The following is a 20,961-nucleotide window of genomic DNA, read 5'->3' as shown; positions in this document are numbered from 1 at the left end:
GGTCCAGAGCGCTGATCGCGCGTGTCATCCGCCTCGGACACCGAAGTGGAGTGCCTGCCAGGTGACGTTCTCGCCGATTCTCACGCGACCGGCGGGGCGCACGCCTGCACGGCCTCGGCGGGATCCACGTGGGAGACGTGCATGAACCAGCGCGGCTCGTACGCGCCCACCGGCATCAGCGCGAGGTCGATGCCCGGGTAGCGATCACCGATGAGCTTGAAGCGGTCGCCGTAGGCGGTGTCCCCGGCGAAGTAGATCCTCTGGTTCGCCGAGGTGAGCACCCAGCCGCCCCACAGCGACTTGCAGGTGTCGAAGAGCGTCCTGCGGCTCCAGTGGTGGGCGGGCACGAAGTCGAAGGTCACCTCGCCGATCTGGGCGCTCTCCCACCAGTCGAGCTCGGTGACGTTCGTGAAGCCCCTCTTGGTGAACCAGCTCGCCAGGTTGGCCGGGACGAAGACCGGAGTGTGCCTCGGCAGGCGGCGCATCGTCGGCGCGTCAAGATGGTCGTAGTGGTTGTGGCTGATCACGACGGCGTCCACCGGGGGCAGGTCGGTCCAGGCCACGCCGGGCGGCGTCAGCCGCTGCCGTACCCCGGGGATCTTCCGTGACCAGACAGGGTCCGTCAGCACCGTCAGGCCCCCGATGCGCAGCACGTACGTGGCGTGGCCGACCCACGTGACCGCGGCGTCCGTCGCGGCGACGGAGGGCAGACCGGCCCGGAGCACCGGGATCTGGTCGGCGTCTCCGATGTCGGGGCGGAACCCTCCATGCCAGGCGACGCTCATGACCTCGCGGAAGTCGGGCAGCGGGCAGGTCAGTCGGTCCTTGAAGTCGGTGGGAAAGGTCCGCTCACGCGGCGTGACCGGGGAGAACTCAGGGCTGACGGTTTGCGACATGCGACCCCTCCTGTTCGTCGCCGAGTGGGGGGCGGGCTGTTCCTCGGGAACAATCACCACTCTGCACTGATCATCCCCCGTGGGCGAAAAACATGCCTCAGTCGTACGAGGTATCCGTCATGTCCTCCCTGATGTGGATCGGATGGCGTTCATCCGCGTTTACTCCAGGGTGCGCCTCCCCCATCGGGAGGGATGCCTCGGGTAGCCCCCCTCGTCCAGGTCGGCCAGGCGTTCGAAGACGTTCCAGGAGGCGGGATGGCCGCACACGGCCACCGAGACCAGCAGGGCGAGGACGTACAGCGGCAGCAGGGGCAGGCCGACGCAGAAGGCGTACTGGGTGGCGTGCCGGGCCTCGTGCCTGAGCAGGGCGCCGGTCAGGTAGCCCTCCCGCTGGGCCGTCAGGACCACGTTGCCGACCGTGAAGGCGCCGGCGACCGGGAAGGGGATGCGGTATCCGTGGGCGTACAGCAGGCCGTGCTCGCCCCGCCGCACCTCCGCACGCCCGGCCACCGCGATGAGCAGTCCCAGCGGCGTCGAGAGGTTGACGTAGTTGAGCACCTGCCTTGCCCGGTGCCGTCCGCGCATGTCTCTGATTGTGACTCACGGGCCCCGGCGGCCGGTAGGGCGGCCTACCGGCCCGGCGTGCGCAGGCGGCGGTAGCGGCCCTCGTAGTAGATGAGCGGAGGGACGTCCCTCGGGGTTTCCGCCGACACGACGCTCCCGACCACGATCGAGTGGTCGCCCCCGTCGTGGACGACGGTCGTACGGCACTCCAGCGTCGCGATGGCGGCGTCGAACAGCGCGAGCCCCAGCCCGCCCCGGCGATGCGCCCAGCGGTCGAGCTGTCCTTCGAGCGCACGGCCGCGCGTGGCGAAGGCCTGGGAGGCCTCCTCGCCGTCCTCCCCGAGGACCGAGACCCCCCACACCCCGGCGTCGATCACGGCGTCGTGGAACCGGGCGATCTTCTCCACGCAGACCAGCACCAGGAGCGGATCGAGGGAGACCGAGGCGAAGGAGTTGACCGTCATCGCGTGGTCGACGCCGTCGGCGAGGGTGGTGACGACGGCGACACCGGTGGCGAAGCGGCCCGTCACCCTGCGGAAGACCGTCTGATCAACCTGGCTCTCGACAGATCCCTGATACACGCGGCCAGCTTATGCGGACATTCCATCCGAAATGTTCATGCGGCGCCGCTTGCCATACGAACCCTGGTGCATCAGCCACGAACCGGACGACGGGATGAGCAGGACCGCGATCACCAGGGCCAGGGCCCCGCAACCGAGATACCAGTAGCCGGGGACGTTGCCGGCGACGACCAGATCGCCTTCGGGCCTCTTGACCGAGAACAGCAGCGCGGCCAGCATCCACCCCATGCCGGGGACGAAGGCGCCCATCTTGCTGTCCATGAGCCGCCCCGCCCCGTACAGCAGACCGAACAGCACCAGGGAGAGGGCGATCGGAATGGGCGGGACGACGTCGCCCACATCCCACGAATGCTCCAGCCCCGCCACGACGCCGTAGACGACGCCGAGGACGAAGAGCATGCCGTAGGCGGCGCCCGTGATCACGGCGTCGGACCCCCGCCGCGTCGCGGTCTCGCTCTCGACCTGCTCTTCCTCCATGGCTGAAAGGCTAGCCGATGCCCGCGAACAGATCGTCTTCGCGGACGTAGGGCTCGCCGAGACCGCCGGCCTCCTGCGGCAGGCCCCTTCCCGCGGGCCCGCGCTCACCGGCCTTGAGGATGAAGTGCTCGATGCCGAGCGAATCTTGGCCCATGCTGCTGGAGATCACGAACCACGGCGCGCCGAGGTCGATCTGCGAGCGATGGGCCCGCATGGCGTCGAGCTTGGCGGCGGCGTGGGCGCGGGCGTCGATCTCGGTGGTGACCTCCTCGTCGGCTGCCCCGAAGGGCAGGTCGTCGAGGGTCTCCTCGGTGAAGAAGTCGAAGTCGGTGTCGCGCATCGCCTCGGCGACCCGCCGCATCCCCGACTTGGGCATGGTCGTGAAGTAGAACTTGGCGATCTGCCAGGGCTCGCCCTCGCCGAAGGAGGGATCGGAGGCCAGCTCGAAGGCCCGCCAGGCGACGCGGTGCGCCTGGATGTGGTCGGGGTGGCCATAGAAGCCGTTCTCGTCGTAGGTGACCAGCACCTGGGGCCTGACCTCGCGGATGATCTCGACCAGCTCGCCGGCGGCCTCGTCGAGGTCGGCGCGCCAGAAGCACCGGGGGTTGTCGTTGGTGGCGACGCCCATCATGCCGGAGTCGCGCCAGCGGCCGGGGCCGCCGAGGAACCGGTGGTCGTCGACGCCCAGCGCCTTGCAGGCCGCTTCGAGCTCTCCGATGCGATGCTCGCCGAGCCTGTCTTCCTGGTCGGCGGCGAGGTGGGCCAGGTCGGGCACCACGATCTCGCCCTCCTCGCCGAGGGTGCAGGTGACGAGCGTGACCTGGGCGCCCTCCGCGGCGTATTTGGCCATCGTGGCGCCCGTGCCGCTCGTCTCGTCGTCGGGGTGGGCGTGGACGAGCAGCAAACGACGTTCAGTCATGCGGTCGAGGGTATCCCCAGGCTCCGACAGGAAGCATCTCCCTGCGTGTTGGCCTGGCACTATGAACGACATGAGTGAGAGCTTCCCGCGTCTTTACGCCAGGACCCGCCGTTTCACCCTCGGAGTGCCCCGTGGCTTCGTGATCGCTCCCGACGGCGACCGCGTCGTCTTCTTGCGCAGCAGGTCGGGCACCGACGCGGTGACCTGCCTGTGGGAGCTCGACCTGGCCTCGGGCGCGGAGCACCTGCTGGTCGACCCCGCCGACCTCGGCGCGGCCGACGAGGATCTGCCCGCCGAGGAGCGGGCCCGCCGCGAGCGCGCCAGGGAGCAGGCCGGCGGCGTGGTGGCCTTCGGCGCCGACTCCGCGCTCACCTCGGCGGCCTTCGCGCTGTCCGGCGGGCTTTACCTGGCCGACCTGAGGTCGGGCGCCGTGCGGCGGCTCGACACCCCCGGCCCGGTGATCGACCCCCGCCTGTCCCCCGACGGCTCCCGCGTGGCCTACGTCACCGGAGGCGCCCTCCACGTCCAGGAGGTCGCCACGGGCGACGACCGCGCGCCCGCGACCCCTGAGAAGGCCGGCGTGACGTACGGCCTGGCGGAGTTCATCGCCGCCGAGGAGCTCGACCGCATGCGCGGCTACTGGTGGTCCCCCGACGGCACGGCGCTGCTCGCCGAGCGGGCCGACGAGTCGCCGGTCCAGACCTGGCACATCGCCGACCCGGCCAATCCGTCCAGCACGCCGGTGCCGGTGGCCTATCCCTCCGCGGGCACGGCCAACGCCACCGTCGAGCTGTTCGTCCTCGGTCTCGACGGTTCCCGCACGGCGGTCCCGTTCGACGACGAGTACCTGGTGGCGGCCTCCTGGGACCGTCACGGCCTGTCCATCGTCACGATGCCCCGCGACCAGAAGGCCGTCCGCGTCCTCACCGTCGACCCCGCCACCGGCGCGACCGAGCTCGTGCGCGAGGACACCGACCCCGCGTGGGTCGACGTCGTCGGCGGGGTCCCCGCGCGCCTGTCCGACGGCACGCTGGTGTGGGTGGCCGACGCCGACGGCGGCCGGCGCCTGATCATCGGCGACGCACCGGTCACCCCTCCCACCCTGCAGGTCCGCGACGTGCTCGGCGTCTCGGGCGACACCGTGCTGTTCCGCGCGAGCGCCGAGCCCACCGAGATCCACCTGTGGACCTGGTCCGGGTCCGGCGGGGCCATCTCCCCGGTCACCAGCGAGCCGGGCGTCCACAACGGCCGCCTGTCCGGCGACACCCTGCTGGTCATCAGCCAGACCCTCGACAGCCCTGGCACCACGGTTCGGGTCGAGAACGGCCACAAGCGCCTGCACATCGCCTCGCTCGCCGAGCGCCCGAAGCTGGAGCCCCGCGTCTCGCTGGTCCGTACGGGTGAGCGCGAGCTGGCCACCGCCGTGCTGCTGCCGAGCGGGCACGTGCCCGGTTCCAGGCGTCTGCCCGTCCTCATGGACCCCTACGGAGGGCCCCACGCCCAGCGTGTGCTGGCCTCGGGCCGTGGCTTCCTTGAGTCCCAGTGGTTCGCCGACCAGGGCTTCGCGGTGATCGTGGCCGATGGCCGGGGCACCCCGGGCCGGGGCCCGGCCTTCGAGCGCGAGGTGCTGCACGATCTCGCGACCCCCGCGCTCGAAGACCAGGTGGACGCCCTGAAGGGCGCCGCCCAGCTCTACCCCGGCGACCTCGACCTGTCGCGGGTGGCCATCAAGGGCTGGTCGTTCGGCGGCTTCCTTTCGGCACTGGCCGTCCTGCGCAGGCCCGACGTCTTCCACGCGGCCATCGCCGGGGCGCCGGTCACCGACTGGCGGCTCTACGACACCGCCTACACCGAGCGTTACCTCGGCCACCCCGGCGAGCTTCCCGACGTGTACGACCGGTCGTCGCTCATGGCCGACGCCGAGAAGCTGGAGCGGCCCCTGCTGCTCATCCACGGCCTGGCCGACGACAACGTGGTGGCGGCCCACACGCTGCGCCTGTCGTCGTCCCTCGTCGCCGCGGGCCGTCCCCACACCGTGCTGCCGCTGTCGGGCGTGACCCACATGACCCCGCAGGAGGTCGTCGCGGAGAACCTTCTGCTTCTCCAGGTGGAGTTCCTCAAGAAGTCCCTGGGCGCCTGACCCCGGGAAGTCCCTGGACGCCGACCCGGCGCCCGTTCACCGAGCGGGCCCTCTCCTGGCCGACTTCCCGGCGAGAGGGCCCGCCCGGACCCGTTCCGGTGACGGCCGATGACGCGTTCGACGTTTCCGCTGTGAACGTTTCGCACGCTGCCGGGATGGCCGCCCGCACGCCTCTTTCTCGAAGCCGCAGGTAGAACGCCAAAAGTTTCCGTCCTGCCGCGCGAGGACGTCGAGGGTTTGTTGACTAGCCCAATTTAATCGGATTAGCTCCGTGGGCGCCCGTGGCCGCACCTCCGTGCGCCCGACCGGCGGCCCGAGCGGAGCGCGGCGGCCCGATCACCGCGGCCCGCACCGCGGCGGGCAAGATGTACGGCTTCCTGATCTACAATCCAGGCGGCCGGCTACACCCCGCAGAAGTATCTCGCCGGATCCGACGGCTGGAACCCCGTCGGCTGAGCGGAGGACCGTCATGGCGAGGACTCGCACGGTCGCGCTCTCGGTCGTGGCACTACGGCGCGCTAGCGGCTGGTGCCGTGCCAGCTGTCCCACAGGGCGGCGTAGGCGCCTCCCGCGGCGACCAGTTCCTCGTGCGAGCCCAGCTCGCTGATGCGGCCGTCCTCGACGACGGCGACCCGGTCGGCGTCGTGCGCGGTGTACAGCCGGTGCGCGATGGCGATGACGGTCCGCCCGTCGAGCACGGCCGCCAGCGACCGCTCCAGATGCCGGGCGGCGCGCGGGTCGATCAGCGAGGTGGCCTCGTCCAGCACCAGCGTGTGCGGGTCGGCGAGCACCAGGCGGGCGAGCGCCACCTGCTGGGCCTGCGCGGGCGAGACCGCGAGGCCGCCCGAGCCCACGACCGTGCCGAGACCGCCGGGGAGCGCGCCGACCCACTCCCACGCGTCGACGGCCTCCAGCGCCTCCTTGACGGCGGCGTCGTCGGCCTCGGGCCGCGCGATGAGCACGTTGTCACGCAACGTCCCCCGGAACACGTGGTGTTCCTGCGTGACGAGCGCGACGTGGCCGCGCAGCTCGTCCAGGGGCAGGTCGACCAGCGGGACGCCGCCGACCGTCACCGAGCCGGTGCGCGGGCCGTGGATGCCCGCGAGCAGGCGGCCCAGCGTCGACTTACCGGCCCCCGAGGGGCCGACCATCGCGAGCCGCTCCCCTGGGGCGATCTTCAGCGAGACGCCGTGCAGCACGTCGTGGCCCTCCCGGTAGGAGTACCTGACGTCGTCGGCGACCATCGTCTCGCCGGCGGGACGCTCAGCGCCCGCGTTGCGGTCGTCGGGCACGTTGGCCACGCCGAGGAGCCTGGCCATGGACGCGCCGCCGACCTGGAGCTCGTCCACCCACGACAGCAGCCGGTCGAGCGGGTCGATGAGCTGCTGGACGTACAGCGTGGCCGCGGTCACCTGGGCCAGCGACACCCATCCGTTCAGGTAGAACAGGCCGCCGATCAGCAGCGTCGCCACGACGGGGATCACGTAGCCGAACTCCACCGAGGGGAACCACACCGTGCGCAGGCCCAGGGTGTAGCGCTCGGCCGCCCACGACCGCGCGATGTCCCTGTCCGTGCGCTCGTGCCGGCGGCGCTGCAGGCCGAACGCCTCGACGGTCCTCGCGCCCTCCACGGTCTCGGTGAGGCCCTCGGTCATGTCCGCGTACGCGGCGTTCTCGCGCAGGTAGCCGTCCCTGGCCCGCTTGAGGTACCACCGGGTGGCGAACCACAGCAGGGGCACCGCGAGGAGCGTCGGCAGCACCAGCAGCGGCCCCACCAGGGCGAGCGCCCCCAGCACGAACACGCCCGCCACCACGGCGATCAGGGTCTCCGGCACGGCGTGCCGCACCGTGCGCGACAGCGAGTCGACGTCCCGCGAGGTGCGCGTGACCAGGTCGCCCGAGCCCGCGCGCTCGACGGTCGACAGTGGCAGGGAGAGCACGCGGTCGACGAACTCCTCCCGCAGCTCGGCGAGGACCTTCTCACCGAGCTTGGCCGAGACGTAGACGGCGTACCTGATCAGCACGGCCTGCACGACGACGAAGCCGGCGATCGTCAGCGCCACGGCGTCGACGCTGACGCCCGTGCCGTCGCGCACTCCTTCGACCAGCTCGCCGAGCAGGCGCGGCCCGGTGAGGCCCGCGACGGCGGCCAGGCCGTGCAGGCTCAGGGCCGCCGCGAGCCTGCGGGGGTACTTCAGCGTCAGCCGCCTGGCGTACGCCCGCACCTGCGCCTGGTCGGCGACCGGCAGGATGCGCCTCTGGTCGCCGCCCGTCACCGGTGCGCCGTGGGGACGTTCGGCGGCCTCGCCGTCGTCCGCACGGCCCTCGTCCCGCACGCTCGTACGGCCTTCGGCGGCGCGGACCTCGCCTGCCGGGCCCTCCGTCAGTTCGTTCTCACTGGCCTGGCCCACACTCACGATCAGACCTCCCCTCGGGTCACGGTCGCGGTGTAGTCGGGGTCGGTGGCGAGCAGCGAGCGGTGGGAACCCTCCGCGCGCGCCTTGCCGTCCCGCATGAAGATCACGGTGTCCGCCCGGTCGAGCACGAGCGGGCTGGTGGTGCAGACCAGCGTCGTGCGCCCGAGACGGGCCTCGCCGAGCCGCTCGGCGATGCGCGCCTCGGTGTGGGCGTCGACCGCACTGGTCGGCTCTACCAGGACGAGGACCTCGGGGTCGGCGAGCAGCGCGCGTACGAGCCGCAGGCGCTGCTGCTGGCCGCCGGAGAACTCCCTGCCGGACTCGGCCACGTGCGAATCGATGCCGCCGGGGAGCGCCTCGACGACGTCCTCCGCGCAGGCGGTGCGCAGGGCGCGCCGCAGGTCGTCCTCGGAGGCGGAGCCGGTGACGTCGAGCTGGTCGCGCAGGCGCCCGCTGAACAGCCTGGCGCCGTTGTCGGCCACCAGGATGCGGCGCCTGACCTCGGCGAGCGGCAGGTCGGCCAGCGGCACACCGCCGAAGGTGGCCTCGGCCGCCACGTAGCGGCCGAGGCGGTCGGCGACGGCGATGGCGTCCTCGGGCACCGAGCCGGCCAGGGCGGTGAACCGTCCCTCCCGCACGGTCACGCCGGACTCCGCGTCCACCAGGTCGCCCCCAGCCGTCACGGCCGTACCCGTGCTGCCGATCTCGGGATCGAGCGACAGGATGCGGATGACCCTGCGGGCCGCCACGTGGCCCTTGGTGAGCTTGTCGGCCGCCTCGGTCAGCGTGCGCAGCGGGCCGACCAGGAACAGGGCGTACCCGTAGAAGGCGACGAGCTGGCCGACCGTGATCGTTCCGTCCATCGCGTAGTGCGCGCCCCGCCAGGTGACGAAGGCGATCAGCATGCCCGGCAGCAGGAGCTGGGCGCCTTCCAGGGCGGCGTCCATCGACGCCACCCGCACTCCGGCGCCCCGCACCCTCTGGGACTCCTCGCGGTAGCGGTCGGCGAAGACCTGCTCGCCGCCGATGCCGCGCAGCACCCGGAGGCCGGAGACGATGTCGGAGGCCCGGGTGGCGAGATCGCCCTGAAGGTCGCGCTGCTCGTGCTGCCGGCGGTGCAGCGGCCTCAGCAGAGGGCCGACGGCCAGCGCCATCAGCGGCACACCCAGCAGCACCATCAGGCCGAGCGGGGGTGAGGTCGTGATGAGGATCACCGTGACGGCGATGATGGCGACGACCGAGCCGACGCCGCGCAGCAGGATGTCCATGGCGTTGCCAATGTGGGCGATGTCGGAGTTGCCGACGCTGATCACCTCGCCGGTCGACAGCAGCTTCGGCAGCGTCGCTCCGAGCCTGGTGGCCTGGCGCGCGGTGACCTGCACCGTGCGGTAGGCGGCGCACAGCCAGCTGAAGACCGCCAGCCGGTGGCGCATCACACCGCCGAACGCGGTCAGGACGCCGAGGCCGAGCAGCACCCCTGACCAGCGCATCAGCCCCTCGGTGTCGCGCATGGTGAGGCTGTCGACGGCCTTGCCCAGCGCCGACGGCACGAGCGCCTGAGCCAGCCACCACAGGATGGCGAACCCGATGCCGACGAGCAGGGGGCCCGCCTGGCCACGGGCCACCCACCACAGGTACCGGAGCGGGCTGCGGGCATCGGGAATGCCGGGATCGGCAAGAGGCAGGGAGCGCATAGCCCCTCCAGGCTGGCAAACCCGACGGTGGCCCGGCAAACGATTTTTCCGGCCTCATGAGGCCATACCAGCGAAAACATCCGGACTAGAACGGGGTTCGCGTAGATCGTCCGCGTTAGTTCGTCAACTATGGTTGACACTATCGCGGTGTCAACCTATATTGACACTCATGAGCGACACGGCACAGTTGGCCTCCGACGCGGGCAGCCGCGATCCGGCCGTCGGCCTCCGGGCCGTACGGGCGCTGCGGACGCTGGTCGAGCGGCTGGAGGCACTCCAGGTGGACAACGCCCGCGAACAGGGCTGGTCCTGGCAGGAGATCGCGGTTCTGCTCGGCGTGAGCAGGCAGGCGGTCCACAAGAAGTACGCAGGCGGGCGAGGACTACTGAGGCGGGAGAAGTAGGCATGTTCGAGCGGTTTCACGAGGACGCACGCCAGACGGTCGTGCTCGCCCAGGACGAGGCCCGGCTGTTCAACCACGGCCTAATAGGGACCGAGCACATGCTGCTCGCCCTCCTCCGGCAGCCCGACACGGTGGCGGCGCGGGTCCTGGCGCGGCACGGGCTCGACCATGACCAGATGGGTGACGCCGTGGCACGACTGCTGGTGGCGCCACCGGCCGACGATCTCGACGCGGGCGCGCTCGAGTCGATCGGCATCGACCTCGACGCGATACGCGAGAAGGTGGAGGCCGCTTTCGGGCCGGGCGCCCTCGACCGGGAGCCCCGGCCGCGCCGTAGCCGTCCGTGGCGCCTCGGCGGTCACCTCCCCTTTTCGGGGCGGGCCAAGAAGGTGCTGGAGCTCTCGCTGCGCGAGGCCATCTTGCTCAAGCACAACTACATCGGCAACGGCCACATCCTGCTCGCCCTGCTGCGAGAGGGCGAGGGGCTGGGCGCCCGGGTCCTCGCCGACGCGGGCGTCGACTTCGAGGCCCTCCGCCGAGAGGTCCGCGTCGAATTGCGGTGACCTGGCCATGACCGTCCCGTCCGGCACACGCGGCGCATGCAGGACCTGCGGGGCGGGAGACGCCTAATCTCGAACCCATACGACCACGGATTCGCGCGGTCACGCCTCCGTACAGCGGCGCATCCGTACGGCCACGGATCGGCGTGATCGCGGATCCGTACGCGGGGAGGGAGGCGGATGGACGAGCCCAGACCGGTCGCCACGATCGTCGAGGTGGAGGACAGCCTGTGGCAGGCCTCGCTCCCCGGCATCGGCACCGTCACGGTGGACGACCCGCGCATGGCGGCCTGGCAGCTCCAGGAGCTGATCGCGGAGCAGCGGGTCATCAACGTGCTCGACGTCTCCCCGCCCGCACTGGCCGGCGTCGGCGGGGAACCGGTGTTCGCCTTCCTGCTGCAGTTCACCGCCTGCGGGGCCGAAAGGGACGACCTCGATGTCTACGCCCAGGTCAAGGCCGGTCCGCCCTCGGGATGCCGGTGGTCTCCCGACGTCGACCACCCGGGGCTGCTCTGCCTGCGCCCGGGGTCCTCGCCGCTGGATGCCATCGCGGGAGTGGTGGCGGAGGTCAGAGACCGGTACGGCCTCGGCGCCGAGCTGACCGATCTCGGCTTCGACCGGTTGTGGGAATGGTTCGGCGACCACGAACGCCGCACCGAACTGGTCGCCCACCTGCTGCTCATGGCCGCCCACCGCGCCGGCCTCCTCGGGCTGGACCCGGACGACCTGGTGAAGTTCCTTCGCGAGGTCATGCCACGTCAGTCACCGGCATGAACACAGACCCAGCGCGCTGACGGACGACCACCGGCACGAACACAGCTCTACTGCGCTGATCGTGCCTCGGCCGGGAGGCCGTGCAGCGCCTCCACCAGAGGCGCGAGCTCGGGTGTCCGCTCCGCCTCGGCCAACGCGCCGGCGAGGACCGCGTCGTGGGTCGGCCTGGCCTTGCTCAGCAGCTCCCACCCCTGGCCGGTGAGCTCGGTGTAGATGCCGCGCCGGTCGTCCTGGCACAGGACGCGGTTCAGCAGGCCCCGGTCTTCGAGCCGGTTCACCAGCCGCGTGGTCGCGCTGCTGGAGAGCGCCGCGGCCCGGGCGAGCTGCTGCATGCGCATGTGCCAGCCGTCCTGCCGTGACAGCGCGTCCAGCACCGTGTACTCCACGACCGACAGGACGCACTCGGACTGCAGCTCGCGCTCCAGCGCGGCCTCGATCAGGCCGTGGAGCGTCGCCAGCGTGCGCCAACCCTGGGCGCGGACCTCCACCGCGTCGTCCCCGATTCCCATGACGGCCTCCTGAGGGCCCTGGGCCATCCACCTGGGACGGCCGTTCACCTTCTGATCGCATTTTACACGCCTGTGACGATTAAGCGCGCGTGCAAGTATTTGGTCGCCACAGGGGAACGGACGTCGCGGCAAGGCGACGGGGGGTCGCTGGGGGGATGCCTGGGCGATCGGGCCTGGAGAGGAATGTCTCGGCGTCGCCCTGACTGTCACTACGTGGTTCGATGTGCGGCCGATCGATGTCTGGCCGATCGATGTGGCCGTATGTGGCCGTTTGATGCTTGGCGCTTCGATGTCTGGCCGTTTGATGTCTGCCGATGCCATCGGTTCGGATCCGGATGACGATGGTCTCAGTCGGCTCGGCCTGGCCTTTCCACATGCTCTTTGGTTTGTAGCTGCTTCAGTGTTTCAAGAGGACTGATCAGGCTTTCAATTTTCTAATTTCCGTACTGGCCGGGTGGTTTGCTTTTCTCAGTCCCAGGTGGTGCCGGGGGTGCGGCCGTAGCTGTCCCAGGTGGTGCCCGCGGTGCGCGAGTACGAGTCCCAGGTGGTGCCGGCGGTGCGCGTGGAGTTCGTGGAGTTCGTCATTTCTTCGTCTCTTTCCTTGAGGGCTGTGTATTTGTTCTCGCACAAACAACTCTGCGGGAATCGCAACCCACAAACCAGACGAACCGGCGGCAGCAAGCTGCACCATGCTGACCGCTTCCTGCCACCCCCACGAACGGCGGCGCTAGCCCAAGTCCTGGTCCAGACTGAAGGACGAGCTAGCGCAAGGTCTGGCCCGGGTGGGGGCAGGCGCTAGCCGAGGGCCTGGTCGAGGTTGAAGGCGGCGCTGATCAGGGCCAGGTGGGTGAAGGCCTGGGGGAAGTTGCCGAGTTGCTCCCCTGTGTGTCCGATCTGTTCGGCGTACAGGCCAAGGTGGTTGGCGTAGGTCAGCATCTTCTCGAAGGCCAGCCGGGCCTCGTCCACGCGCCCGGCGCGCGCCAGTGCCTCCACGTACCAGAACGAGCAGATCGAGAACGTGCCTTCGACCCCCCGCAGTCCATCCGGGCTCACGGCGGGGTCATAACGGTAGACCAGCGAGTCGGAGACCAGCTGCTCACCGAGCGCGTCGAGGGTGGACAGCCATTTCGGGTCGGTGGGCGAGACGAACTTGGCCATCGGCATCATCAGGACGGAGGCGTCCAGCACCTCGTCGTCGAAATGCTGGACGAACGCGTGCAGCCTGGACGACCAGCCATCCCGCATGATCTGCCTGTAGATCGTGTCACGGGCGTGCCGCCAGCGGGGTACCTCGGCTGGGAGCCCGCGATGGATGGCCACGCGCATGGCCCGTTCGATCGCCACCCAGCACATCAGCCGCGAGTACACGAAGTTCTTGCGCCCGCCCCGGGTCTCCCAGATTCCTTCGTCAGGCTTGTCCCAGTTCTCGCAGACCCAGTCCACCAGCGTGCAGACCTCGTCCCAGCGGCCACTGGAGATCGGCTTGCCCCATTTGTCGTAAAGGTAGATGGAGTCGATGAGCGCTCCGTAGATGTCGAGCTGAAGTTGGCCGACGGCCGCGTTCCCGACGCGTACCGGAGCGGATCCCTGGTAGCCCTCCAGGTGACCGAGCTCGCGTTCAGGCAGTTCGGTGGCTCCGTCGATGCCGTACATGATCTGCAGCGGCCCCGAGAGGCCGTCACCGCTGAGGGTGACGTGCTCGGACAGGAAGCCCATGAAGGCCTCCGCCTCCTCGGTGAACCCGAGCCTGAGCAGCGCGTACACGCAGAATGCCGCGTCGCGGACCCACACGTAGCGGTAGTCCCAGTTGCGCTCGCCGCCGAGTTGCTCGGGGAGGCTGGTCGTGGGCGCGGCGACGATCCCCCCGGTCGGAGCGTAGGTCAGCAGCTTCAGCGTGAGCGCGGAGCGATGCACCACTTCCCGCCACCGGCCGCGATATCGGGAGGCGGACAGCCACCGACGCCAGTACTTCACCGTGGCGGCGAACTCCGCTTCGGCCTCGACGACCGCACACGACCGCGCCGGCAGGTCGCATGCTTGGTCGAGCGCGAACACCGCCTGCTCGCCTTCGTGAAGCTTGAACTCCGAGCGCACATCCTGTCCGTCGCAGTCGACCGGCACGCTGGTGGTCAGTATCAGCGAGAGCCCCTCCGACTCGAAGATCGTACGACCGTCCTGTACGCGCGCGGTGTGCGGTTGGCTCGCGTAGCCGAACCGCGGCGCCACGAGGACCCGGAACGGCAGCGTTCCGCGCACGCACACCACCCGGCGGATCAGCCGGTGACGATCGACCTCGCGCGAGTCGTCCGCGATCGGCATGAAGTCCTGGATCTCGGCCACTCCGTCGGCGGCGAAGAACCGGGTGATCAGGACGTTGGTGTCGGGGAAGTAGAACTGCTTGGTCCTGGCCGGTACGTCGGCGGCCAGTTCGAATGATCCGCCGCGATCGGCGTCGAGTATGGAGGCGAACACGCTCGGCGCGTCGAAGCGCGGGCAGCAGTACCAGTCGATGGTGCCGTTCGTGCCCACCAGAGCCACGGTACGAAGGTCGCCGATCAACCCGTGATCGGCGATCGGAAGATAACCGGCGCCACCAGACCTGCAGAACCCCCCAGCCGCCATGTCGCCCTCTCCCCCATGAGACCCTCCCCAAGTTACGCATTTGAGGCATTTGTCCAGGTATGTTCCGCGCCAAATGGTCGCCAGGTTTGGCCCGGCAGTACGCCCTGAGGGCCGTACGGCCTTGGCGCCGCCTCCCGATCCACCTGGTGCTCCACACGCGACAGGCAGGCTGACCTCTGCCGGTTCCGCCGAGAGCCGTACCCGTCGGGGGGTACGGCTCTCGGTGTCGGAAGGGCTACTTGGCGGCCTTGAGGTAGTCGCGGTTCATTTGGGCGATCACGTCCAGCGAGATGCCCTTGGGGCAGACGGCGGTGCATTCGCCGGTGTTGGTGCAGCCGCCGAAGCCTTCGAGGTCCATCTGTTCCACCATCGCGATGGCGCGGGAGTCGCGCTCGGGCTGGCCCTGCGGCAGCAGGCCCAGGTGGGTGATCTTCGCGGCGGTGAACAGCGAGGCCGAGCCGTTCGGGCAGGCGGCCACGCAGGCGCCGCACCCGATGCACGTGGCGGCGTCGAACGCGTCGTCGGCGTCGTCCTTCTTCACCGGGACGCTGTGCGCGTCCGGTGCCGAGCCCGCGGGGACGGAGACGAAGCCGCCGGCCTGGATGATGCGGTCGAAGGAGCTCCGGTCGACGACCAGGTCCTTGACCACGGGGAACGGCGCGGCCCGCCACGGCTCGATGGTGATCGTGGCGCCGTCCTCGAAGTGGCGCATGTGCAGCTGGCACGTCGTCGTGGCCCGCTGCTCGCCGTGGGCGACGCCGTTGATGACCATGCCGCACATGCCGCAGATGCCCTCGCGGCAGTCGTGGTCGAAGGCGACCGGGTCATCGCCTTCCAGGATGAGCCGCTCGTTCAGCACATCGAGCATCTCCAGGAAGGACATGTCCGGCGACACGTCCTTAACCTGATAAGTCGTCATCCGTCCGCTGTCGGTGGGGCCGTTCTGCCGCCAGACCTTCAGCGTGAGGCTCATGCCCCGACGCTCCTGATCCGCCGCGCGGACCGGGCTCACCGTGTTCTCCGAAGCGCTCACTTGTAGCTCCGCTGGCTCATCTTGACGTACTGGTAGTCGAGCTCTTCCTTGTGCAGCACCGGGACGCCCTCGGGGCCGTGCTCCCAGGCCGCGACGTACGCGAAGTTCTCGTCGTCGCGCAGTGCCTCGCCGTCCTCGGTCTGGGACTCGGCGCGGAAGTGGCCGCCGCAGGACTCGGTGCGGTGCAGCGCGTCGAGGCACATCAGCTCGGCGAGGTCGAAGAAGTCCGCGACCCGCCCGGCCCGCTCCAGCGCCTGGTTGAGGCCCTCCTCGTCACCGGGCACCTTGACGTTGTTCCAGAACTCCTCGCGCAGCTCCGGGATGCGGGAGAGGGCCTTGCGCAGGCTCTCCTCGGTGCGCTCCATGCCGCAGTACTCCCACATGAGCTTGCCCAGCTCACGGTGGTAGGAGTCGGCGGTACGGGTGCCGTCGACCGACAGCAGGCGTCCGATCTTGCCGGTGACCTGGCCGAGCGCCTCGTCCACGGCGCCCTGGTCGACCTCCCCGAAGGGCCCGTCCGCCAGGTAGTCGCCGATCGTGGTCGGCAGGACGAAGTACCCGTCGGCCAGCCCCTGCATCAGCGCGGAGGCGCCCAGGCGGTTGGCGCCGTGGTCGGAGAAGTTGGCCTCGCCGATCACGAACAGGCCCGGGATCGTCGACTGCAGGTCGTAGTCGACCCACAGGCCGCCCATCGTGTAGTGGACGGCCGGGTAGATGCGCATGGGCCGGATGTAGGGGTCCTCGCCGGTGATGCGCTCGTACATCTCGAAGAGGTTGCCGTACTTCTCCTCGACCGCGTCCCTGCCGAGGCGGGCGATCGCGTCGGCGAAGTCCAGGTAGACGCCCAGCCCGCCCGGTCCGACGCCGCGACCCTCGTCGCACACGTTCTTGGCGGCCCGGGAGGCGATGTCGCGCGGAACCAGGTTCCCGAAGGCCGGGTAGATCCGCTCAAGGTAGTAGTCGCGCTCGGCCTCGGGGATGTCCCCGGGAAGCCGGTCGTCGCCCTTGAGCAGCGGCACCCACACCCTGCCGTCGTTGCGCAGCGACTCCGACATCAGGGTCAGCTTCGACTGGTACTCGCCGCTGACCGGGATGCAGGTCGGGTGGATCTGCGTGTAGCAGGGGTTGCCGAAGTAGGCCCCGCGCCGGTGCGCCCGCCAGATCGCCGTGGTGTTGCAGCCCTTGGCGTTGGTGGACAGGAAGAACACGTTCCCGTACCCGCCCGTGGCCAGCACGACCGCGTCGGCGAGGTGGGTCTCGATCTCACCGGTCACCAGGTCGCGGACGATGACGCCGCGCGCCCGGCCTTCGCTGATGACGAGGTCGAGCATCTCGTGGCGCGTGTGCATCTCCACGGTCCCGGCCGCGATCTGGCGCTCCAGGGCCTGGTACGCGCCCAGCAGGAGCTGCTGACCCGTCTGCCCGCGCGCGTAGAACGTACGGGAGACCTGGGCGCCGCCGAAGGAGCGGGTGTCGAGCAGGCCGCCGTACTCGCGGGCGAACGGGACGCCCTGGGCCACCGCCTGGTCGATGATGTTGGCGCTCACCTGGGCGAGCCGGTAGACGTTCGACTCGCGGGCGCGGAAGTCGCCGCCCTTGACGGTGTCGTAGAACAGCCGGTGGACCGAGTCGCCGTCGCCCCGGTAGTTCTTGGCCGCGTTGATCCCGCCCTGCGCGGCGATCGAGTGCGCGCGCCTGGGCGAGTCCTGGTAGCAGAACGACTTGACCTTGTAACCCAGCTCGCCGAGGGTCGCCGCGGCCGATCCTCCGGCGAGGCCGGTACCCACCACGATGACGTTGAGCTTGCGCTTGTTGGCCGGGTTGACCAGCCTGGCCGAGAAGCGGCGCTTGTCCCACCGCTCCTCGATGGGCCCCTCGGGGGCCTTCGTGTCGCGGATCGGCTCGCCGGTCGTGTAGTTCACTTCACAGCTCCGATCATCACGGCGACGGGGACGGCGACGAAGCCGAGAACGAGCACGGCGGAGAACACGGCGGAGAAGGCGTTGAGGACGTGCCGCCTGCGGCCGGTGGCCAGGCCGAGCGTCTGGAACGCGCTCCACAGGCCGTGACGCAGGTGCAGACCCACCATGGCCAGCGCCACGATGTAGAAGGCCGTCACCCACCAGCGTGAGAGGGCGAAGCCGGCCACGACACGGTCGTACGGAGTGGCGTCGAAGCCCTTGGGGTTGACCGCCCCGAGGGTCAGGTCGAGCAGGTGCCAGACCACGAACAGCAGGATGATGACGCCGCCGTACCGCATCGTGTGGACCACGTAGCCGCCGGACTGCGACTTGCGCTTGGCGACGTACTTCACGGGCCGGGCCTTGGAGGCGCGGCGGGCCAGCGAGACCGCCGACCACATGTGGAGCACCACCGCGAGGGCGAGGACGATCTCGGTGACGGTCAGCAGGCTCCTGCCGGGCACCGCGGGCTCGCCGACGGTGCGCAGCCACTCCGCGTAGGAGTTGAAGGACTCGGCGCCAAGGAAGATCTTGAGGTTGCCCAGCATGTGACCGATGAGGAAGAGCACCAGCACGGCGCCGGTCACCGCCATGACGGCCTTCTTGCCGTTGGACGACCTGAAGAGACCCCGGAACCCCGGAGACCTCCCCGGCGTTTTGGGGGGTGTGGCGCGGGGCGTCACCCTTGCGGTGGCCGCACCGCGTTCGATCGTCGATGTCACGTTTTTCGACGCTAGATAAGGCATCCATAAGCGTCCAAGTCATGAAATGCCTGGTCCCGATAGCCAGAAGCTATGCCCCGTGGCTCCGTGCGCGTGGCGCGCGTGCCCGGGGACTCGGATGCGAGCAATCTCACAGAGCGAACTCACAGAGCGAACTTACGGAGCGAACTCACGGAGCGAACTCACGGAGCGAACTCACGGAGCGAACTCACGGAGCGAACTCACGGAGCGAACTCACGGAGCGAACTCACGGAGCGAACTCACAAGGCCGAGATCTCGCAGCGGCCGAACCCAGAGCCGAGCCGCCGAGCTCCCCCAAAGGCCGAGCTTCACAAGGCCTTGCCCCCAGCGAGCCGTCCGGAGCCGCACCCGTACGCTGTGAGACGTGCAGCTACAGCAACTCGCCTCGTTCGTCGCTGTGGCCGAGACCTCGCATTTCACGCACGCGGCGGAGCGGATGCGGGTCGCCCAGCCGTCGCTGAGCAAGCAGATCAAGACCCTGGAGACCGAGCTGGGCGCGCCGCTGTTCAGCCGCGCGCGGGGCAACGTGACCCTCACGCCCGCCGGTGAGGCGCTGCTCCCACTCGCCCGCCGCATGCTCGCCGACGCCGAGACCGCACGCCGCGAGGTCGCCGAGCTGGCCGGGCTGCGCCGGGGCCGGGTACGGCTCGGCGCCACGCCTTCCCTGTGCGCGGGCCTGCTGGCCGAGGCGCTGGCCCGGTTCCACGGCGACTACCCCGGCATCGACCTGCTGGTGGAGGAGGGCGGATCGCGGGACCTCGTCCGCGACCTGGCGCGGGGCCAGCTCGACCTGGCGCTGATCATCCTCCCTCTTCACAGCAGTGATCCTTCGCTGGTCACCGAGGAGATCCTGAAGGAGAACCTCGTCGTCGCGTGCCCCGCCGCGACCCGGGGGCGCAAGCCGTACATCCGCATCGACGAGCTGCGCGGACGGCCGCTGGTGATGTTCCGCCGGGGGTACGACCTTCGTGAGGCGACGCTCAGCGCCTGCCGGCAGGCCGGGTTCGAGCCGCGCTTCGCCGTGGAGGGCGGGGAAATGGACGCCGTGCTGCGCTTCGTGGAGGCGGGGCTCGGGGTCGCGGTGGTGCCGTCGATGGTCCTCGACGGGCGGCCGGGCCTCGCGGGCACTCCACTCGCCCCCCCGGGGCTTCGGCGAACGATAGCTCTCGCTCACCGCAAGGACGTCGAACCTACCCGGGCGGCGCAGGCCTTCCGCGCTACGCTGCTTTCCTATCTGTCGGAAGCCGCCGAGGAGGGATCGTTGCCACAAGGTGTCGGGTTGGCCTCGCCGCCGGCCGAGTAGTCTTACCGGGTTACCCATCGGTAGCGCAGTGGCATTTCACATGCTTCATACCCCTAAATCACGGTTTCGTACTTTCATGCGTCTGGACGACTTTCGCTATATGGTGCAGGGCAACAGCCAAGGTCAACCATCACTTCACAAGAGGCACCAGTGACCGCGCTCTCGCCCGGCATGCCGGAGGCGCCGACCGAGATGCAGACGATCCTCCTCATCGAGGACGACGCGGGTGACGCGTTTCTGGTCGAGGAGCTGCTGGCCTCGGCCCCGACTCCCCCAAAGATCATCTGGGCGCGCAGTCTCGCCGAGAGCCGCGACCGGCTGACCGCCGAGGTCCAATGCGTGGTGGTCGACCTCTCCCTTCCGGACGCCACCGGCCTTGAGGCCCTGCGCCAGGTGCTCTCGATGGCCCCCGACACCGCCGTGCTGGTGCTCACCGGCCTCAACGACGCCCACGTGGGGGTCGAGGCCGTCGCCGCGGGCGCGCAGGACTACCTGGTCAAGCAGGACGTCGACGAGCGGCTGCTCGCCCGCGCCATCAGCTACGCCATCGAGCGCAAGCGCGCCGACCTCACCCAGCGCAAGCTGGCCGACGCCCAGCACCTCAGCCGCGAGAACGCCCGCCTCGAACACGGCCTGCTGCCCGTCCCCATGCTGAAGAAGGAGCTTGAGAGGGACGGCCTGCAGCACCAGGCCCGCTACCTGCCCGGACGCAGGCAGGCGCTCCTCGCGGGCGACTTCTGGGACACGGTCCAGACCCCCGACGGCGCCGTGCACGTGGTCATCGGCGACGTCTGCGGCCACGGCCCCGACGAGGCCGCCCTGGGCGTGGCCCTCCGCATCGCCTGGCGCACGCTGGTGCTGGCCGGCCACACGGGGAACGAGCTCCTCGCCACCCTCGACAGGGTGCTGCGCAACGAGCGCAAGTCGCCTGAGATCTTCACGACCATGTGCATGGTCGCGATCGATCCCGACCTGAGCCACGCCCGGCTCCACGTGGTCGGCCACCCGCCGCCCCTGTTCGTGCGGGGCGGGGTCCACCACGGCGTCCTCGACGTCGTGGCCGAGGCGCCTTCCGGACCGCCGCTGGGCATCTTCAGCGACGTCGAATGGACCACGATCGAGCTGGAGCTCGGCGACGACTGGTCGATGCTCCTCTACACCGACGGGCTGATCGAGGCCACGGTGGGCGGCGGGCCCGACCTGCTCGGCACCGAAGGGCTCATCGGGCTCATCCGCGAGCAGGGCGAGATCGACCTCGACAGGATCATCACCGCCGTCCAGGAGATGCACAGGGACGCCCTCAGCGACGACCTCGCCGCCGTACTGGTCGGCAGAGGCCCGCTGTGACCGGCTGACTCGGAGGCC

General features: G+C 70.0%; 18 protein-coding genes. 6 read left to right on the top strand and 12 right to left on the bottom strand.

The features are described from left to right. Positions 1-80: 80 nt before the first annotated feature. From AB0B89_RS01140 to mshB, 5 genes are all read right to left on the bottom strand, one after another. Positions 81-896, bottom strand: a complete 816-nt coding sequence (locus tag AB0B89_RS01140) for an MBL fold metallo-hydrolase (protein WP_358546267.1) — start codon at positions 894-896, stop codon at positions 81-83. Between the two features lie 159 nt (positions 897-1,055). Then, positions 1,056-1,481, bottom strand: coding sequence for a hypothetical protein (locus AB0B89_RS01135; RefSeq protein WP_358546264.1), 426 nt, complete (start codon positions 1,479-1,481; stop codon positions 1,056-1,058). A gap of 44 nt (positions 1,482-1,525) precedes the next feature. Next, positions 1,526-2,041 carry a flavin reductase family protein gene (locus tag AB0B89_RS01130; protein ID WP_358546261.1) on the bottom strand — a complete coding sequence of 172 codons (516 nt, stop codon included), beginning with the start codon at positions 2,039-2,041 and terminating at the stop codon, positions 1,526-1,528. A 9-nt stretch (positions 2,042-2,050) separates the two neighbouring features. Next, entirely contained in the window at positions 2,051-2,518 is a 468-nt protein-coding gene (locus AB0B89_RS01125) for a DUF6113 family protein (protein ID WP_358546258.1), read from the bottom strand. Positions 2,519-2,528: 10 nt separating this feature from the next. Further along, complete coding sequence (gene mshB, locus AB0B89_RS01120) at positions 2,529-3,437, bottom strand: N-acetyl-1-D-myo-inositol-2-amino-2-deoxy-alpha-D-glucopyranoside deacetylase (protein WP_358546255.1); 909 nt, start codon at positions 3,435-3,437, stop codon at positions 2,529-2,531. Between the two features lie 70 nt (positions 3,438-3,507). Here mshB and AB0B89_RS01115 point away from each other — a divergent pair, with 70 nt between their 5' ends. Then, positions 3,508-5,577 carry an LpqB family beta-propeller domain-containing protein gene (locus AB0B89_RS01115; protein ID WP_358546252.1) on the top strand — a complete coding sequence of 690 codons (2,070 nt, stop codon included), beginning with the start codon at positions 3,508-3,510 and terminating at the stop codon, positions 5,575-5,577. A gap of 518 nt (positions 5,578-6,095) precedes the next feature. On the opposite strand, the gene AB0B89_RS01110 is transcribed toward AB0B89_RS01115, so the two are convergent. Next, positions 6,096-7,853 carry an ABC transporter ATP-binding protein gene (locus AB0B89_RS01110; RefSeq protein WP_358546282.1) on the bottom strand — a complete coding sequence of 586 codons (1,758 nt, stop codon included), beginning with the start codon at positions 7,851-7,853 and terminating at the stop codon, positions 6,096-6,098. A 143-nt stretch (positions 7,854-7,996) separates the two neighbouring features. After that, on the bottom strand, positions 7,997-9,688 hold the full coding sequence (locus AB0B89_RS01105; RefSeq protein ID WP_358546249.1) for an ABC transporter ATP-binding protein: 1,692 nt from the start codon (positions 9,686-9,688) through the stop codon (positions 7,997-7,999). 169 nt (positions 9,689-9,857) lie between these two features. Between AB0B89_RS01105 and AB0B89_RS01100 the strand changes: the two genes are divergently transcribed. From AB0B89_RS01100 to AB0B89_RS01090, 3 genes are all read left to right on the top strand, one after another. Beyond that, the gene (locus AB0B89_RS01100; protein ID WP_114028781.1) at positions 9,858-10,091 is read left to right on the top strand and encodes a helix-turn-helix domain-containing protein; all 234 of its coding nucleotides are present in this window, start codon (positions 9,858-9,860) and stop codon (positions 10,089-10,091) included. Positions 10,092-10,093: 2 nt separating this feature from the next. Continuing rightward, positions 10,094-10,654, top strand: a complete 561-nt coding sequence (locus AB0B89_RS01095) for a Clp protease N-terminal domain-containing protein (RefSeq protein WP_358546246.1) — start codon at positions 10,094-10,096, stop codon at positions 10,652-10,654. A gap of 177 nt (positions 10,655-10,831) precedes the next feature. Further along, positions 10,832-11,425 (top strand): hypothetical protein, encoded by a 594-nt coding sequence (locus AB0B89_RS01090; protein ID WP_358546243.1) that lies wholly within the window; start codon positions 10,832-10,834, stop codon positions 11,423-11,425. 47 nt (positions 11,426-11,472) lie between these two features. Here AB0B89_RS01090 and AB0B89_RS01085 read toward each other — a convergent pair whose 3' ends face one another. From AB0B89_RS01085 to AB0B89_RS01065, 5 genes are all read right to left on the bottom strand, one after another. Further along, complete coding sequence (locus tag AB0B89_RS01085) at positions 11,473-11,934, bottom strand: MarR family transcriptional regulator (protein ID WP_358546240.1); 462 nt, start codon at positions 11,932-11,934, stop codon at positions 11,473-11,475. 795 nt (positions 11,935-12,729) lie between these two features. Then, the gene (locus AB0B89_RS01080; protein WP_358546238.1) at positions 12,730-14,556 is read right to left on the bottom strand and encodes a glycoside hydrolase family 15 protein; all 1,827 of its coding nucleotides are present in this window, start codon (positions 14,554-14,556) and stop codon (positions 12,730-12,732) included. 235 nt (positions 14,557-14,791) lie between these two features. Next, the gene (locus tag AB0B89_RS01075) at positions 14,792-15,529 is read right to left on the bottom strand and encodes a succinate dehydrogenase/fumarate reductase iron-sulfur subunit (protein WP_358546235.1); all 738 of its coding nucleotides are present in this window, start codon (positions 15,527-15,529) and stop codon (positions 14,792-14,794) included. Positions 15,530-15,585: 56 nt separating this feature from the next. Next, the gene (locus AB0B89_RS01070; protein WP_358546232.1) at positions 15,586-17,511 is read right to left on the bottom strand and encodes a fumarate reductase/succinate dehydrogenase flavoprotein subunit; all 1,926 of its coding nucleotides are present in this window, start codon (positions 17,509-17,511) and stop codon (positions 15,586-15,588) included. After that, entirely contained in the window at positions 17,508-18,296 is a 789-nt protein-coding gene (locus AB0B89_RS01065; protein WP_358546229.1) for a succinate dehydrogenase cytochrome b subunit, read from the bottom strand. Before AB0B89_RS01065 ends, AB0B89_RS01070 begins: the two co-directional genes overlap by 4 nt. Positions 18,297-18,657: 361 nt before the next feature. Between AB0B89_RS01065 and AB0B89_RS01060 the strand changes: the two genes are divergently transcribed. Beyond that, complete coding sequence (locus AB0B89_RS01060) at positions 18,658-19,596, top strand: LysR substrate-binding domain-containing protein (protein WP_358546226.1); 939 nt, start codon at positions 18,658-18,660, stop codon at positions 19,594-19,596. A 150-nt stretch (positions 19,597-19,746) separates the two neighbouring features. Next, positions 19,747-20,943: a SpoIIE family protein phosphatase gene (locus AB0B89_RS01055; protein ID WP_358546223.1), complete on the top strand. Its 1,197-nt coding sequence runs from the start codon at positions 19,747-19,749 to the stop codon at positions 20,941-20,943. The last annotated feature ends 18 nt before the right edge of the window (positions 20,944-20,961 follow it).

The sequence above is a fragment of the Sphaerisporangium sp. NPDC049002 genome (assembly GCF_040649355.1).
In the GTDB taxonomy this organism is placed as follows: domain Bacteria; phylum Actinomycetota; class Actinomycetes; order Streptosporangiales; family Streptosporangiaceae; genus Sphaerisporangium.
Note: the sequence above shows the minus strand (reverse complement) of the source record. Positions and strands in the feature narration are given on the sequence as shown.